The organism is Phyllobacterium sp. TAF24 (genome assembly GCF_052113785.1).
In the GTDB taxonomy this organism is placed as follows: Bacteria; Pseudomonadota; Alphaproteobacteria; order Rhizobiales; family Rhizobiaceae; genus Phyllobacterium.
The window spans coordinates 166,457-180,773 of record NZ_JBFRDN010000006.1 but is presented as its reverse complement, the minus strand read 5'-3'; the positions used below and the strand labels follow the sequence as shown (position 1 = coordinate 180,773).

Here is a 14,317-nt window from a genome sequence, read left to right as displayed (position 1 = left end):
TTACTCGAGCATGGCGCTGATCAGGCGCTGGCAGCGCTCGGTCATGAAATCGATCATCAGGCGAACCTTGGGGTCCTGAAACCGCTTGTGTGGATAGATCGCCGCAAGCTGGATACTGACGGGCGGTGTATTTTGTAAAATCGGCACCAATGTCCCGTCATTCACATGGCTTTTAACCTCGAACAGCGGCTTGTTGATGATACCCCTGCCATCAAGCGCCCAGCGGGTCAGCACATCGCCGTCATCGGAATCATACGGGCCGCTGACCTCAAGCTTGCGCGGACCGTCAGGCGTTTGCAGCGTCCAGTAATATTCTTTGGAGCCGGGATAGCGTAGAAGCAGACAATCATGATGGGCCGATATCAGCTCATCCGGTGTTTCCGGGACACCGCGCTTTGCCAGATAATCAGGCGATGCACAGATCACCCGCTCGCAATTCATGATACCGCGCATGCGCAGATTGGAGTCTTCGAGGATACCGAGCTTGAAAGCCACATCGACGCCCTCGCTCATAATATCGATATTGTGATCCGACAGCCGCAATCGCACTTCGATATCAGGATATTTGTCATGAAATTCCGGGACACCCGATGCAATCAGCCGTCGTCCTATCCCGAGTGGTGCTGTGATGCGGATTGCACCTTTCGGCTTTTGCGAAAGGTCGGCAATAGCCGCTTCAGCTTCGTTGATTGCCTCGATGATCTTGACCGCCCCCTCGTAGAAGACGCGGCCATGTTCCGTGGGGGTCAGTTTGCGGGTTGTGCGATTGAAAAGGCGGACGCCGAGATAACGCTCGAGTTCCTTGATGCGATTGCTGGCGACAGCCGGGGACGCCCGCTGGTCCCGGCCGGCGGCAGAAAGGTTTCCCAGTTCGACCACGCGAACGAAAACACGAAGATTATCGAAATATGACATGGTTCCCACCACTGTCTTACACTGTTCATTGGTCTAGCATTTTATAGTTTTTTTTGAAAGAGATGGGCGATTTATGGCGTTTTCCTGCGGCTGAAGCTTTGGCACATACTCTTTTACATAAAAGGGAGAGCCGCATGTATGAATATGCCATAGCCTGGGAGTGGCTGAATTTCGCCGTCCGCTGGTTGCACGTTATCACTGGCATCGCGTGGATCGGCTCGTCATTCTATTTTGTGGCCCTTGATCTGGGGCTGCGGCAACGTCCTGATCTTCCCGTCGGCGCCCATGGCGAGGAATGGCAGGTCCATGGCGGTGGTTTCTATCATATCCAGAAATATCTGGTTGCGCCGGCACAGATGCCTGAGCATCTCACATGGTTCAAATGGGAATCCTATGCGACGTGGCTGTCCGGTTTTGCCATGCTTTGGATTGTCTATTATGCGGGTGCAGATCTCTATCTGATCGACCCGCATGTGCTTGATGTGTCGCGCCCCGTGGCGATTGCCATTTCCCTTGCCTCGATTTTCGGCGGCTGGGTGGTCTATGACACAATCTGCAAGTCGCCATTGGGGCGCAATGATACGCGACTGATGGTGCTTCTCTATTTCATCCTTGTCGGCATGGCTTGGGGTTACACCCAGCTTTTTACAGGACGTGCTGCCTTCCTGCATCTCGGCGCATTCACCGCGACGATCATGTCGGCCAATGTGTTTATGCTCATCATCCCCAACCAGAAGAAAGTGGTTGCAGATTTGATCGCGGGCAAGACGCCTGATCCGAAACTGGGCAAACAGGCCAAACAACGCTCCACCCACAATAATTATCTGACGTTGCCCGTTCTGTTCCTGATGCTCTCGAACCATTATCCCTTGGCGTTCGGCACGCAGTACAACTGGATCATCGCATCGCTGGTATTCCTGATGGGCGTTACGATCCGTCATTGGTTCAACACCCGCCATGCCCGCAAAGGTGATCCGACATGGACATGGCTGGTCACGGCAATCCTGTTCATTGTCATCATGTGGCTGTCGACGGTGCCGAAAATCCTGTCGGGCAATCCGGTGGAAAAAGTATCGGTAGTACAGCAGCCCTTCATCGCTTCGGCGGAGTTTCCGAAAGTCCGCGATACAGTGCTGGGGCGTTGCTCCATGTGCCACGCGAAGGAGCCGGGCTGGGAAGGTCTCATCGCACCGCCCAAGGGCGTGATGCTGGAGACAGATAGCCAGATCGCGGCCCATGCCCGCGAAATCTATCTTCAGGCAGGACGCTCCCATGCCATGCCGCCCGCCAATGTTACTGCGATTTCTGACGAAGAACGGCAATTGCTTGCCAAATGGTACGAAACCACAGTCAAGGGAGGAACAATCCAATGAGCCAATTGCTGTTACGCGGCCGCGTGCTGACCTTTACCGATGAGCCAAAGAGCATCGATGATCATGCGGCCTATTCCTATTTCGAGGATGGTGCCGTTCTCGTCAAAGATGGTAAAATTGCCGGTGTGGGTGACTATGCGGAGCTTGCGCGTGGTGCCGGACCGCAGGTGGAAATCGTTGATCATCGTCCGCATTTGATCCTCCCAGGTTTTATCGATACGCATCTGCACTTTCCGCAGACGCAGGCAATTGCCTCCTATGGCGCGCAGCTGCTGGAATGGCTCAACACCTATGTCTTTGTTGAAGAGCAGAAATTCTCATCCACAGCCCATGCGGATTTCATTGCCGGACGGTTCATGGATGAGCTTTTGCGCAATGGCACGACATCGGCCATGGCCTATTGCTCAGTGCATCGCGAAAGCGTGGATGCCTATTTCTCGGCGGCCGAAAAACGCAATATGCTGATGATCGGCGGCAAGGTCATGATGGACCGCAATGCGCCTGAGGGGCTGCGCGACACACCGCAATCGGGTTATGACGACACCAAAGATTTGATCGCCAAATGGCATGGCCGTGGCCGCGCGCACTATGCAATCAGCCCGCGCTTCGCCATCACGTCAACACCGGAGCAGATGGAGATCAGCCGGACTTTGGTACGTGAACATCCTGATTGTTATGTGCAGACGCATCTGTCGGAAAATCGCGATGAAGTCACCTACGCGACCTCACTCTATCCGTCAGCCAAGGACTATACGGACATCTATGCGAACTATGATCTGCTGGGTTCCAAGATGCTGCTCGGGCATTGCGTTTTTCTTTCAGATCGGGAAATTTCGGCACTCGCAGAGACCAGATCTGTGGCGGTTTTCTGCCCGACTTCCAATCTCTTCCTCGGCAGCGGTCTGTTTGACCGTGACCGCTTCAAGAAGCTCGGAGCCCGTTTTTCCGTAGCGACGGATGTGGGTGGTGGGACGAGTTTTTCCATGCTGGAAACAATGGCCGAAGCCTACAAGGTTCTGCATGTACAGGGACAGCGCCTTTCACCATTTGCATCCTATTACATGATGACCCTCGGCAATGCGCGGGCGCTTGGCCTTGAAGACCGGATTGGTTCGCTGCATGTGGGAGCCGATGCCGATATCACCATTCTTGATAGCCGGGCGAAACCCGCCATGGAATTGCGCATGCAAACGGCAACAACCCTTGCAGAGGAATTATTCATTCTTCAAACGATGGGGGACGATCGCTCGGTGAGTGAAGTTTATGTGGCGGGCAAACCTATGAAGAGCGGCCTTAACACGGCTGTAGCGCCCAATGCTGCAACGAGGTCCGTTGCCGACTTACAGCCCGCCTGACGATAGGTATTCAAGAGAGCCAGTCGTCGCCGATTGTGAGGATGACCTTGCCGATATTGGCGTTCGATTCCATCAATGCATGGGCGCGGCTGGCCTCAACCAGTGGAAACCGGGCGTGGATAAGCGGGCGACATTGGCCACTGGCGAGAAGCGGCCAAACATTGGCTTCAAGTGCCGCAGCAATTCGAGCCTTTGCTTCGAGTGACTGAGCGCGCAGGGTTGACCCCGTATGGGTCAGGCGCTTCATCATCAGGCGCATGAAGTCAACCTCGACCTTGGAGCCTTGCAGGAATGCAATGTTGACAATGCGTCCGCCGATGGCCGCGGCTTGATAGTTCTGTTCGATGTAAGCGCCGCCGACCATATCAAGAATGACGTTAGCGCCTTTGCTATCGGTCACCTTCTTGATCTCTGTCACCCAATCGGTGCTGCGATAATTAATGGCCGTATCTGCTCCAAGGTCGCGGCAGGCCGCGCATTTTTCATCCGTTCCAGCCGTCACGATCACATTGGCCCCAAATGCCTTGGCAAGCATGATTGCAGTGGTTCCGATACCTGAAGCGCCGCCATGGACCAGCAAGGTTTCACCCTGCTTTAGCCCTCCAAGTTCGAAAACATTGTGCCAGACGGTGAAGAATGTTTCCGGCAAAGCAGCCGCGTCAACGGGTGAAAACCCTTCGGGGGCAGGGAGTGTGCTGTTTCCGTCAACAGTCACATATTCAGCATAGCCACCACCCGGGGCCAGCGCACAGACCCTGTCTCCGATTTTCCACCTGTTGACGCCGCTTCCCAGCGCTGCGACCGTGCCGGAAACCTCAAGACCGGGCAGATCAGTGGCACCCTTCGGAGGCGGATAGGCACCGAGGCGTTGAAATATATCGGGCCGGTTGACCCCGGCCGCAGCGACGCGAATGAGGATTTCATTTCCCGCAGGGGCGGGAACGGGACGCTGTTCGGGCTTGAGGACTTCAGGGCCGCCCGGTTGGCTGATAGCGATGACCGTCATGTTTTGAGGTAGGTTCGTCATCGCATCTCCGGATTAGAACAGGAAATAGGCCCGAGGCACTTTGTTAGTCGAAGATGCCTTCGCTGTGCTTCTCCACATAGGCCGCAAGGCCAAGCGTATGATCACGGCAGAGCTTTTCAGCCAACTCCGTATCACGCTTTTCCAGCGCGGTGATAATCGCCAGATGGTCCTTGATCGACTGGGATGCCCGGTCATCGCGACCGATAGTGATTTTCCGAATTCCGCGCACATGCAGGAGAATGTTCTCGGTTGTTTCCCGTAGAATCTTTGAATCGGTCATCTGGATCAAAGTCTGGTGAAACTGCAGGTTGGCTTCGGAGTATTCACCAGGATAGTCTGCAGGTTTGTGGTCTTCGTGAAAATCCTCAAAGAGCTTGCGCAACCGGGCAATTTCCTTGCCGCTAGCATTGAGTGAAACGAGCCGGGCAGCCATGCCCTCAAGGGCAGCCCACATCTGGATCATTTCGATCACTTCGCGCTTGGTCTTACGCAGGACCATAATGCCGCGACGGGGGATGGATTTAACAAAACCCTGTTGCTCAAGCATGGCGATTGCTTCACGGATCGGCGTGCGGCTGACACCAAGCCGGTCAGCAAGCTGGCGCTCGTCAAGCCATTTGTCTTCCGTCGTGCCGTAGATATCCATATTCGCGATGGCCTGCTTCAGCGCACCATATATCCGCGTTTTGAAGTTCGGCTCTGCAGCGAACGGTTCAAGGACGAGATTGGGGGTGGCTTCATCGGCCATTGGCCAACGCATCTGGGTTCTAGGGCTCACGTCGGGTGATCTCCATGTTCATTTGGAATGTATAATACCATATCTAGTTCTTTGAAGTCATTTTACGAATTTTTGCAACCATTACTCGTCGGAAACACTGTTTGGAGCCGGGTTTGGTACTGGAATAATAATCTGCCGCCACACATGCGCGGATTGGTCGTGCCGCGCATGTTCACTTTAGATCGAACCGTTTATCTGGCGTTCGAGGCGCGTTGATAACGCTGATCGCCATTCAGAAGTTCAACCAATGTGGTTCCGAGACGCGCCGGAGTGGAAGCGATCCAGAGGCCAGCCGCTTCCATAGCGGCGAGTTTGTCTTCAGCACCGCCCTTGCCGCCCGAGATAATGGCACCCGCATGGCCCATGCGCCGGCCGGGAGGAGCCGTCCGGCCCGCGATAAATCCCACTGTTGGTTTCGATCGCCCTCGTTTTGCCTCATCGGCAAGAAACTGCGCAGCGTCCTCCTCGGCGGTGCCGCCAATTTCACCGATCATCACAATGGATTCCGTTGCAGGATCGGCGAGGAACATCTCCAGCACGTCGATAAATTCGGTACCCTTGATGGGATCACCGCCAATGCCGACAGCGGTTGTCTGGCCAAGGCCCTGTTGCGAGGTCTGGAATACGGCTTCGTAAGTCAGCGTGCCCGAACGTGACACGATACCAACAGATCCTTTGCGGAAGATGGACCCCGGCATGATGCCGATCTTGCATTCGTCAACGGTCATGATGCCGGGGCAGTTCGGGCCGATCAAACGTGATTTTGAACCAGATAAGGCGCGTTTGACGCGTTGCATGTCGAGAACCGGAATCCCCTCGGTGATGCAAACGATCAGCGGGATTTCCGCCTGAATGGCCTCGCAGATTGCATCCGCCGCACCAAAAGGCGGCACGTAGATCACCGATGCATCGGCGCCTGTTGCCTCGCGTGCTTCTGCCACCGTGTCGAATACAGGCAGGCCGAGATGCGATGTACCACCCTTGCCGGGGGAAGTGCCCCCAACCATTTTGGTGCCGTACTTGATTGCCTGCTCGCTGTGGAAGGTACCGGTTTTTCCGGTAAAGCCCTGGCAGAGGAGGCGGGTGTCCTTGTTGATCAAAATCGACATTAGTTTAAACCTCCAACAGCATTGACGATCTTCTGCGCAGCGTCGTCGAGATCGTCGGCAGAGATCACATTCAGCCCTGACGTCGCGATGATTTTCTTGCCTTCATTGACGTTGGTGCCTTCGAGGCGGACAACGAGCGGAACCTTCAGACCCACTTCCTTGACAGCGCTGATCACCCCTTCCGCGATGACATCGCAGCGCATGATGCCGCCGAAGATGTTGATGAGGATGCCTTTCACATTGGGATCGGCGGTTATGATCTTGAACGCAGCCGCCACCTTTTCAGCCGTCGCGCCACCCCCGACATCAAGAAAATTGGCTGGTTCCGCACCGTAGAACTTGATGATGTCCATGGTCGCCATGGCAAGTCCGGCGCCATTGACCATGCAACCGATGCTGCCATCCAGCGTGATATAAGAGAGGTCATATTTCGATGCTTCGATCTCCTTGGCATCTTCTTCGCTTTCATCGCGCATTGCGGCGATGTCAAGATGACGAGCGAGGGCATTGGAATCGAAACTGACCTTTGCGTCGAGGCATTTCAGCTGTCCGTCTTTCGAGACGATCAGCGGATTGATCTCGAGCATCTCCATATCCTTGGCGATGAAGGCTCCGTATAGTTTGGCAATGAGTGACTGCGCCTGTTTGGCAAGATCGCCGTCCAGTTCCAGCGCCTTGGCGACCGCACGGCCATGATGGGGCATGATGCCTGTCGCCGGGTCTACTGAAAAGGTCAGGATCTTTTCGGGTGTATCGTGAGCGATGGTTTCAATGTCCATTCCGCCTTCGGTGGAGACGACAAAGGAAACGCGGCTGGTTGCGCGGTCAACAAGAAGCGAGAGGTAAAACTCCTTCTCGATCTGCGACCCGTCTTCGACGTAGAGACGGTTGACCTGCTTGCCTGCCGGACCTGTCTGGACTGTCACCAATGTATTGCCAAGCATTTCGGCAGCGTATTCGCGCACCTCCGCGATGGAACGCGCTAGACGAACGCCGCCCTTGGCACCATCACCGAGTTCCTTGAATGAACCTTTGCCACGGCCGCCAGCGTGAATTTGCGATTTGACGACGAAAACAGGTCCGGGAAGTTTTGCGGCCATCTCACCGGCCTCGTCGATATCGGTGACCAGATAGCCCTCAGGTACGGGTACGCCGAAGGATTTGAGCACGTCCTTGGCCTGATACTCATGAATATGCATTGAGGAAACCTCCCCTTGAAAAATGCCTGAATTTTGAGTGGATTCCAGACCCCGGCTTATGCCGGAGCCTGGCGCGGGGAGGACTTAGAGAAGACCTGCGCCTCTCGCCCATTTGTACTTAGCTCCCAGCACTTCGACTGGAAGTTCAGTTGAATAGGCATAGGCAGGAATGCCATGCAGATAGAGATACTCGGCGGCTTCTTCGACTTCGACGTCGCCGGCAAGTGATGCAACCATTGGCTTTTCAATGCCCTTGGCCGCCATTTCTTCCTTCACCTCAACCATCAGTTTGGCAAAGACCATCGGCGGGGTGACGATGGTGTGCCAATAACCGAGGATCAGTGAATGGATGCGGTCGTCCTCAAGGCCGAGCTTGACCGTGTTCTTGTAGGTGAGGGGCGGTTCGCCGCCCGTGATGTCGACAGGATTTCCCGCCGCACCGAAGGGCGGAATAAATTTGCGGAAGGCCGCATCGAGATCATCTGGCATTGCCATCAGATTCAAGCCGTTATCAACGCAGGCATCAGAAAGCAGCACGCCGGAACCACCGGCGCCGGTGATGATGACAACATTTTCTCCCTTTGGTGTGGGCATGACAGGAATGCCGCGGGCGAATTCGAGAAGTTGGCGTAGTGAGCGTGCGCGGATGACGCCGACCTGTTTGAAAACGTCTTCATAAATCTTGTCGTTACCGGCAAGAGCGCCCGTATGGGATGATGCTGCCTTGGCACCAGCGGATGTGCGTCCTGCCTTGAGCACGACGATCGGCTTTTTCTTCGAGACGCGTTTTGCCGCTTCGGCAAAGGCCCGGCCGTCTTTCAGATCCTCGAGGTGCTGGGCGATGATCCGTGTATTGTCGTCCTGTTCGAAGAATGTGAGCAGATCGTCTTCGTCGATATCAGACTTGTTGCCGAGGCCGACAATTGCCGATACGCCCATTTTGGCCGAGCGTGAGAAACCGATGATCGCCATGCCGATGCCACCAGACTGCGACGACAATGCCGCCGAGCCCTTGACGTCATAGGCCGTGCAGAATGTCGCGCATAGATTTTCGGGCGTGTAGTAGAAGCCATAAATGTTCGGGCCCATGAGGCGGATATTGTATTTGCGGCCGATCTTGACGATTTCGTCCTGCAGCTCAGGTTCGCCCGCTTCGGCAAAGCCCGAGGGGATGAGGACAGCACCGGGGATTTTCTTTTCGCCGCATTCCGTTAATGCTCCTGCGACAAACTTGGCTGGAATGGCAAAGACCGCCGTATCGATATCGCCGGGTACATCCTTGACGCTTTTATACGTCTTGTAGCCAAGTATTTCTTGGGCTTTCGGATGGATGGGATAGATGTGCCCCTTATAGCCACCGTTGATGAGGTTCTTCATCACGGAATTGCCGATCTTGCCGTCCTCCGCCGATGCACCGATCACAGCGACGGCTTTCGGGCGCATGATGCGGTTCATGGATTTCAGGATTTCTTCCTGGCTCGGCCGGTGGCGTGGCTTTGTCTGGTTGTAGTCGATGACGATACGCACGTCTGCGGCGATAGCCCCTTCCTTCGTGGCAAAAACCGGATTGAGGTCAAGCTCGGAAATCTCGGGATAGTCGTCGACAAGCTTGGAAACGCGCACGATCAAGTCAGCGAGCGCTTCGCGGTTGACGGGTTCACCGCCGCGCACGCCCTTCAGCATTTCTGCTGCCTGAATGCTGTCGAGCATCGACAGAGCTTCGTCATTTGTCACTGGTGCCAGACGGAAGGTAATGTCCTTTAGAACTTCCACCAGAACGCCGCCGAGACCAAAGGCAACAAGCTTGCCGAAACTGTCGTCCGAGACTGCGCCGATAATGACCTCAAGACCGCCAGTCAGCATTTGCTGAACCTGTACACCGATGATTTCAGCATCGGCCTTATAGGCTTTGGCATTGGCAATGATCTTGTCGAAGGCAGCCTTTGCTTCTTCGGCGGATTTGACGCCGACGACAACGCCGCCAGCTTCCGTTTTGTGCAGGATATCAGGGGAAACGATTTTCATCACCACTGGATAGCCCATGCCCGTTGCAAGCGAGACAGCTTCCTCGGCGCTTCCGGCAACGCCTTCCTGCGGAACAGCAATGCCGTAGGCATCGCAAATAAGTTTGCCTTCTGGTGCGGTAAGCGCCTGACGGCCCTCGGCCCGCGCCGTTTCGAGTACGTTTCGGACAACGGTTTTGTCGAGCATGATTTCCTCCCTGGTGCTGCCTGCACTCCCCGTGCTGGCGGCGTTGATGTGGCTTGGATGACCAGCGGCGCGGCCGGTTGATTATCGTGCCCGCCATACTGGTATAATGTATTCCAGTAAAAATGCTGTCAAGTCCTGCTCGTGCTGCACATGGCTGTTCGCATTCGATAGGACTGATTATTCTGGTGTCAGTTGTTCGACCCTTTGGCCGGTAATCGACCTGCCCGCAGCGCGTTGAGATTCTCAATCGCGATACCGGGGCAGATAGGTTTTGCCGGGCTTTTGAATCCGATGCCGACAATGTCTTGTAGTTTGAGATGAGTGTCCGGGCTGGGTGATTTCCAGCCCGGAGCTTCGTTGTGTACTACTGTGCTGGCTGCAGAGCGCTCTCTTGCGTCTTGCGAATAATACCTGCACGCCACGGCTTGAGTATGAACAGCGCCGCGAGCGCCGCTCCGGCATTCAGGACGACGCCGATGATGAACACCGAGTTCCAGTTGCCGTTGACGGCCAGAGCCGTACCGAAGGGCACAAGGAGTGCCGCTGTACCTTTCGCCGTGTAAAGTAGGCCGGCATTGGTTGCAGCGAATTTCGAACCGAACGTATCGGTGCACGTTGACGGAAAGAGAGAGTAGATCTCGCCCCAGGCAAAGAACACCAGGCCGCTCAGAATAACAAACATCACCGGATTACCGGCGTAGAGGTAGAGCAGATATATGCCGATTGCTTCCACACCGAAGGCGATGAACATGGTGTTCTCGCGTCCGATTTTATCTGAAACCCAACCACAGAAGGGCCGAGTCACGCCGTTGAGCAGGCGGTCCAGTGTCGCTGCCAGCGTGAGAGCCGGTATACCCAACCACATGGGAATGTCGGCAACGCCGTAATCCTTGGCCATCGGCGCAAGGTTTGCCGTTACAACGAGACCACCGGCGCCCACAGCGACGAACATGACATACATGAGCCAGAAAATCGGGTGCTTCAGCACTTCAGAAGGTGAATACTGACGCCGACTCTGGATGATCGGCCCTTTGTTGGTTACCTCAGCCACCTGACCGGGCTTTGGCGCCAACAGGAAGAAGGAAAGCAAAACAATAATAATGCCCTGTCCTAAACCGAAGGTCAGGAAGGCATTTTGGAAGCCGTAATTCGCGATTGTGGCCTGGATTGGCCAAACTGTCAGTGCTGAACCCGCACCAAAACCGGCTGCCGTGATGCCCGAGGCAAGTCCGCGCCGGTCCGGAAACCATTTCAATGCATTGCCGACGCACGTTCCGTAAACCGCACCTGCACCAATACCGGCAACGGCCTGCCCGATGCAGAACAGAAGCATCGTGTCAGCATAGGAATTGATGACCCAGCCGATACCGCACAATACGCCGCCGAAAAGGATGACGATTTTCGGTCCGTATTTGTCAACGAACCAGCCCTCGATCGGAACGAGCCAAGTTTCGAAGAGAACGAAGATCGTAAATGCCCATTGAATTTCGCTCCGTCCCCAACCGAACTGCTTCGTGATTTCAGGAACGAAGAATGTCCAACCATATTGGAGGTTGGCAATCATGACCATACAGACCACACCAACAGCCAATTGTCCCCATCTGAATCCATCGCTTACAGGTTGCGATTGGAAACCCTCTTTCACCGCTTGAGTCATTTCCTTCCCTTTCTGACGCTTTTTGTTAGCTAAAATGCCATGCGCTGATAGGGGACATACTGGTATCAGTTATACCAAAAGACAAGACCCAAGCTTATCTGATATGCAAGTTTAGAAAAAACCTCGTGACTTCAAAACGTTAAGCGGCCGCCGGAGGGGAATCCGGCGGCCGCTTGAACGGAACGAATCGAAAGTCTCGGGTGTTAAAGGCCGAAAGGTTCGTAATTTTTATTGCGTGCGTTGGTCTCTGCAACCCGGTCAAGGAAGGCCAGAATCGTCTCGATGAGGCCGCGGGGGGCGGTACGGGTGGTTACTGAAGCAATTTCTGCGCGTGCCGGCATGGTTGACACTCCTGTTTTCGATTAATGTTGGCGCTTATCTGGCATACCATATCCCAGTTCACAATCTCCGCTGACGCATATCAGCATCCCATTTTTGCATAGGTTGTGCAGTGCACACAAGAAGAATTGTGCATTGCACCCATATAGAACGCGGTAAACGCCGAATTGTTTCGATATTATCGTGTTTTTAATGTGCGCCATAAATTGCGGGTTTTCACAGATTTTGGTTGTTTGACTTTTGGTATTTATTATGCCAGAACTTTTTTACGGGCACTTTGAGCGCCATACGCAGGCGAACAAGCGTCTTAAAACTTGTGAATTCCGGTTCGGCTTCGGCCTCCCGGCCGCGCCCGACGGCTTCGCCCTCGGGGGTGGAAGGCGAGGCTCTCGACACCAACGAGCGTTATCGCATGCAAAATCTCGATGTAGCTGAGCCGGCTGGCTCCCGCCCTGACCCGCACCTTGCAGGGAGTGCGGTTTTGCATCCGGCCTTTGTGTTCGGCATCAGTCAGGCGAGCAGCCGCCAACGATAAAAGACGACAAGGTTCAATAGGAGGAAAGACGTCAATGACTATCGTCACGAAAGTTGAGAAAGCCACATCAACGGCTGAAGATACATTAAAGCGGAAGGTGCGCGACGGGAGCGTGGTGTCTGGCGGACATCTGGTGGCGAAGGCGCTGAAGAACGAGGGCGTCGATACCATCTTCACACTGTGCGGCGGTCACATCATCGATATCTATGACGGCTGCATTGATGAAGGCATTCGTATCATCGACGTGCGCCATGAGCAGGTCGCCGCACATGCCGCGGATGGCTATGCCCGGCAGACAGGCAAACTTGGCTGCGTCGTTACCACTGCCGGTCCCGGCTGCACCAATGCAGTCACAGGTATCGCAACGGCGTTCCGCTCGGAAAGCCCCGTGTTGCATATTGGCGGACAGGGAGCCCTTACTCAGCACAAGATGGGTTCGCTGCAGGATTTGCCCCATGTCGACATGATGACCCCTATCACCAAGTTTGCTGCCGGCGTCTCATCGACAGAACGCATTGCCGATATGATTTCCATGGCGGCGCGCGAATGCTTTTCAGGCGCATCCGGGCCTTCCTATCTCGAAATTCCCCGCGATGTTCTGGATCGTGAAATACCCCTGGAGAAAGCTGTCATTCCGCAGCCGGGCAGATACAGAGCCTCAACCTATTCAATCGGCGATCCGGCTGATATCGAGAGACTGGCCGACGTTCTGGTGAATGCCGAACGTCCGGCGATCCTGTTCGGTCAGCAGGTTTTCACATCGGGTAGCACCGACGCTGCCGTGGAACTGTTGCGCGGTCTGGATATTCCCGGATATTTCAACGGTGCCAGCCGTGGCACATTGCCGATTGGTGACCCTCACCACTTCGACCGCACGCGTGGCTTCGCCTTCAGCAACGCTGACGTGATTGTTGTCATCGGTACGCCATTCGATTTTCGCATGGGCTACGGCAAGCGGATATCCAAAGATCTCACGCTGGTGCAGATCGACCAGGATTACCGCACCGTCGGCAAGAACCGCGATATCAATCTCGGCCTCGTCGGCCATCCCGGTGCTATCCTTTCGGCTGTTCTACAGGCTGCCTCTGGCCGTATCGACAAGGGCAAGCGTCAGGCGCGTCAACAATGGATGAAGACGCTGGAGGAACAGGAAGCGATTGCCTATGAGAAGGTCCTGCCGCTTTTGAAATCGGATCAGAGCCCGATCCATCCTTACCGAGTGGCCTACGAGCTCAATGAGTTTCTTGGCGAAGACACGATCTACATCGGCGACGGTGGCGATGTGGTGACGATCTCGGCTCAGGCAGTGCGTCCGCGCAATCCGGGCCAGTGGATGGATCCGGGTGCGCTTGGTTCGCTGGGTGTAGGGACAGGCTTCGCACTTGGCGCAAAGCTCGCACATCCAAACAAGGAAGTGCTTTGCTACTATGGCGATGGCGCTTTCTCGATGACGGCGTTCGACATGGAAACCTGCGACCGCTTCCACGCTCCATATCTTGCGGTTATCGGCAACAACTCTTCGATGAACCAGATCCGTTATGGTCAGGTGGCAAAATATGGCGAAGAACGCGGCAATGTCGGCAACAAGCTTGGCGACGTCGAGTTCTCCAAATTCGCGCATATGCTCGGCAATCATGGCGAGGAGGTTCGTGAAGCTTCGCAGATTCAGCCTGCTCTCCAGCGGGCTCGTGAAGCGATTGCCAAGACCGGTCGGTCAGCTGTCGTCAATATCTGGGTCGATCCGAACGAATACGCGCCGGGGACCAAGAACCAGACAATGTACAAATAACGATAACAACCGGCGGCTGCCTAAGGCCGC

At 55.1% G+C, this 14,317-nt stretch carries 11 protein-coding genes; 3 read left to right on the top strand and 8 right to left on the bottom strand.

The window, feature by feature from the left end; all coding sequences use genetic code 11:
* A complete protein-coding gene (locus tag AB4Y96_RS07980; protein WP_091881526.1) occupies positions 1-915 on the bottom strand; it encodes a LysR family transcriptional regulator in 915 nt (304 codons plus the stop codon).
* Between the two features lie 134 nt (positions 916-1,049).
* Between AB4Y96_RS07980 and AB4Y96_RS07975 the strand changes: the two genes are divergently transcribed.
* Positions 1,050-2,288 carry a urate hydroxylase PuuD gene (locus AB4Y96_RS07975; RefSeq protein ID WP_441916532.1) on the top strand — a complete coding sequence of 413 codons (1,239 nt, stop codon included), beginning with the start codon at positions 1,050-1,052 and terminating at the stop codon, positions 2,286-2,288.
* Positions 2,285-3,643 carry a guanine deaminase gene (guaD, locus tag AB4Y96_RS07970; RefSeq protein WP_441916531.1) on the top strand — a complete coding sequence of 453 codons (1,359 nt, stop codon included), beginning with the start codon at positions 2,285-2,287 and terminating at the stop codon, positions 3,641-3,643. Before AB4Y96_RS07975 ends, guaD begins: the two co-directional genes overlap by 4 nt.
* A gap of 10 nt (positions 3,644-3,653) precedes the next feature.
* Here the strand turns inward: guaD and AB4Y96_RS07965 are convergent, their stop codons facing one another.
* The 7 genes from AB4Y96_RS07965 to AB4Y96_RS07935 all read right to left on the bottom strand — a co-directional run bounded on the left by AB4Y96_RS07965 (position 3,654) and on the right by AB4Y96_RS07935 (position 11,965).
* A complete protein-coding gene (locus AB4Y96_RS07965) occupies positions 3,654-4,670 on the bottom strand; it encodes an NAD(P)H-quinone oxidoreductase (protein WP_441916530.1) in 1,017 nt (338 codons plus the stop codon).
* Between the two features lie 43 nt (positions 4,671-4,713).
* Positions 4,714-5,430, bottom strand: coding sequence for a GntR family transcriptional regulator (locus AB4Y96_RS07960; RefSeq protein ID WP_091881516.1), 717 nt, complete (start codon positions 5,428-5,430; stop codon positions 4,714-4,716).
* Between the two features lie 209 nt (positions 5,431-5,639).
* Positions 5,640-6,557 carry a succinate--CoA ligase subunit alpha gene (gene sucD / locus AB4Y96_RS07955; RefSeq protein ID WP_091881513.1) on the bottom strand — a complete coding sequence of 306 codons (918 nt, stop codon included), beginning with the start codon at positions 6,555-6,557 and terminating at the stop codon, positions 5,640-5,642.
* Positions 6,557-7,756, bottom strand: a complete 1,200-nt coding sequence (gene sucC / locus AB4Y96_RS07950; protein WP_441916529.1) for an ADP-forming succinate--CoA ligase subunit beta — start codon at positions 7,754-7,756, stop codon at positions 6,557-6,559. Before sucC ends, sucD begins: the two co-directional genes overlap by 1 nt.
* 84 nt (positions 7,757-7,840) lie before the next feature.
* A complete protein-coding gene (locus tag AB4Y96_RS07945; protein WP_441916528.1) occupies positions 7,841-9,967 on the bottom strand; it encodes an acetate--CoA ligase family protein in 2,127 nt (708 codons plus the stop codon).
* Positions 9,968-10,331: 364 nt separating this feature from the next.
* Positions 10,332-11,624 (bottom strand): oxalate/formate MFS antiporter, encoded by a 1,293-nt coding sequence (gene oxlT / locus AB4Y96_RS07940; RefSeq protein WP_091881507.1) that lies wholly within the window; start codon positions 11,622-11,624, stop codon positions 10,332-10,334.
* 203 nt (positions 11,625-11,827) lie between these two features.
* Entirely contained in the window at positions 11,828-11,965 is a 138-nt protein-coding gene (locus AB4Y96_RS07935) for a hypothetical protein (RefSeq protein WP_175540623.1), read from the bottom strand.
* 567 nt (positions 11,966-12,532) lie between these two features.
* Between AB4Y96_RS07935 and AB4Y96_RS07930 the strand changes: the two genes are divergently transcribed.
* Positions 12,533-14,287 (top strand): thiamine pyrophosphate-binding protein, encoded by a 1,755-nt coding sequence (locus AB4Y96_RS07930; protein WP_441916527.1) that lies wholly within the window; start codon positions 12,533-12,535, stop codon positions 14,285-14,287.
* Positions 14,288-14,317 lie beyond the last annotated feature (30 nt).

Excerpts from the sequence above, each read along its gene's own strand:
- AB4Y96_RS07980 (WP_091881526.1), bottom strand. The coding sequence starts at position 915 with ATGTCATATTTCGATAATCTTCGTGTTTTCGTTCGCGTGGTCGAACTG.
- guaD (WP_441916531.1), top strand. The coding sequence starts at position 2,285 with ATGAGCCAATTGCTGTTACGCGGCCGCGTGCTGACCTTTACCGATGAG.
- AB4Y96_RS07935 (WP_175540623.1), bottom strand. The coding sequence starts at position 11,965 with ATGCCGGCACGCGCAGAAATTGCTTCAGTAACCACCCGTACCGCCCCC.
- AB4Y96_RS07965 (WP_441916530.1), bottom strand. The coding sequence starts at position 4,670 with ATGACGAACCTACCTCAAAACATGACGGTCATCGCTATCAGCCAACCG.
- AB4Y96_RS07960 (WP_091881516.1), bottom strand. The coding sequence starts at position 5,430 with ATGCGTTGGCCAATGGCCGATGAAGCCACCCCCAATCTCGTCCTTGAA.
- AB4Y96_RS07945 (WP_441916528.1), bottom strand. The coding sequence starts at position 9,967 with ATGCTCGACAAAACCGTTGTCCGAAACGTACTCGAAACGGCGCGGGCC.
- AB4Y96_RS07975 (WP_441916532.1), top strand. The coding sequence starts at position 1,050 with ATGTATGAATATGCCATAGCCTGGGAGTGGCTGAATTTCGCCGTCCGC.
- AB4Y96_RS07930 (WP_441916527.1), top strand. The coding sequence starts at position 12,533 with ATGACTATCGTCACGAAAGTTGAGAAAGCCACATCAACGGCTGAAGAT.
- sucD (WP_091881513.1), bottom strand. The coding sequence starts at position 6,557 with ATGTCGATTTTGATCAACAAGGACACCCGCCTCCTCTGCCAGGGCTTT.
- sucC (WP_441916529.1), bottom strand. The coding sequence starts at position 7,756 with ATGCATATTCATGAGTATCAGGCCAAGGACGTGCTCAAATCCTTCGGC.
- oxlT (WP_091881507.1), bottom strand. The coding sequence starts at position 11,624 with ATGACTCAAGCGGTGAAAGAGGGTTTCCAATCGCAACCTGTAAGCGAT.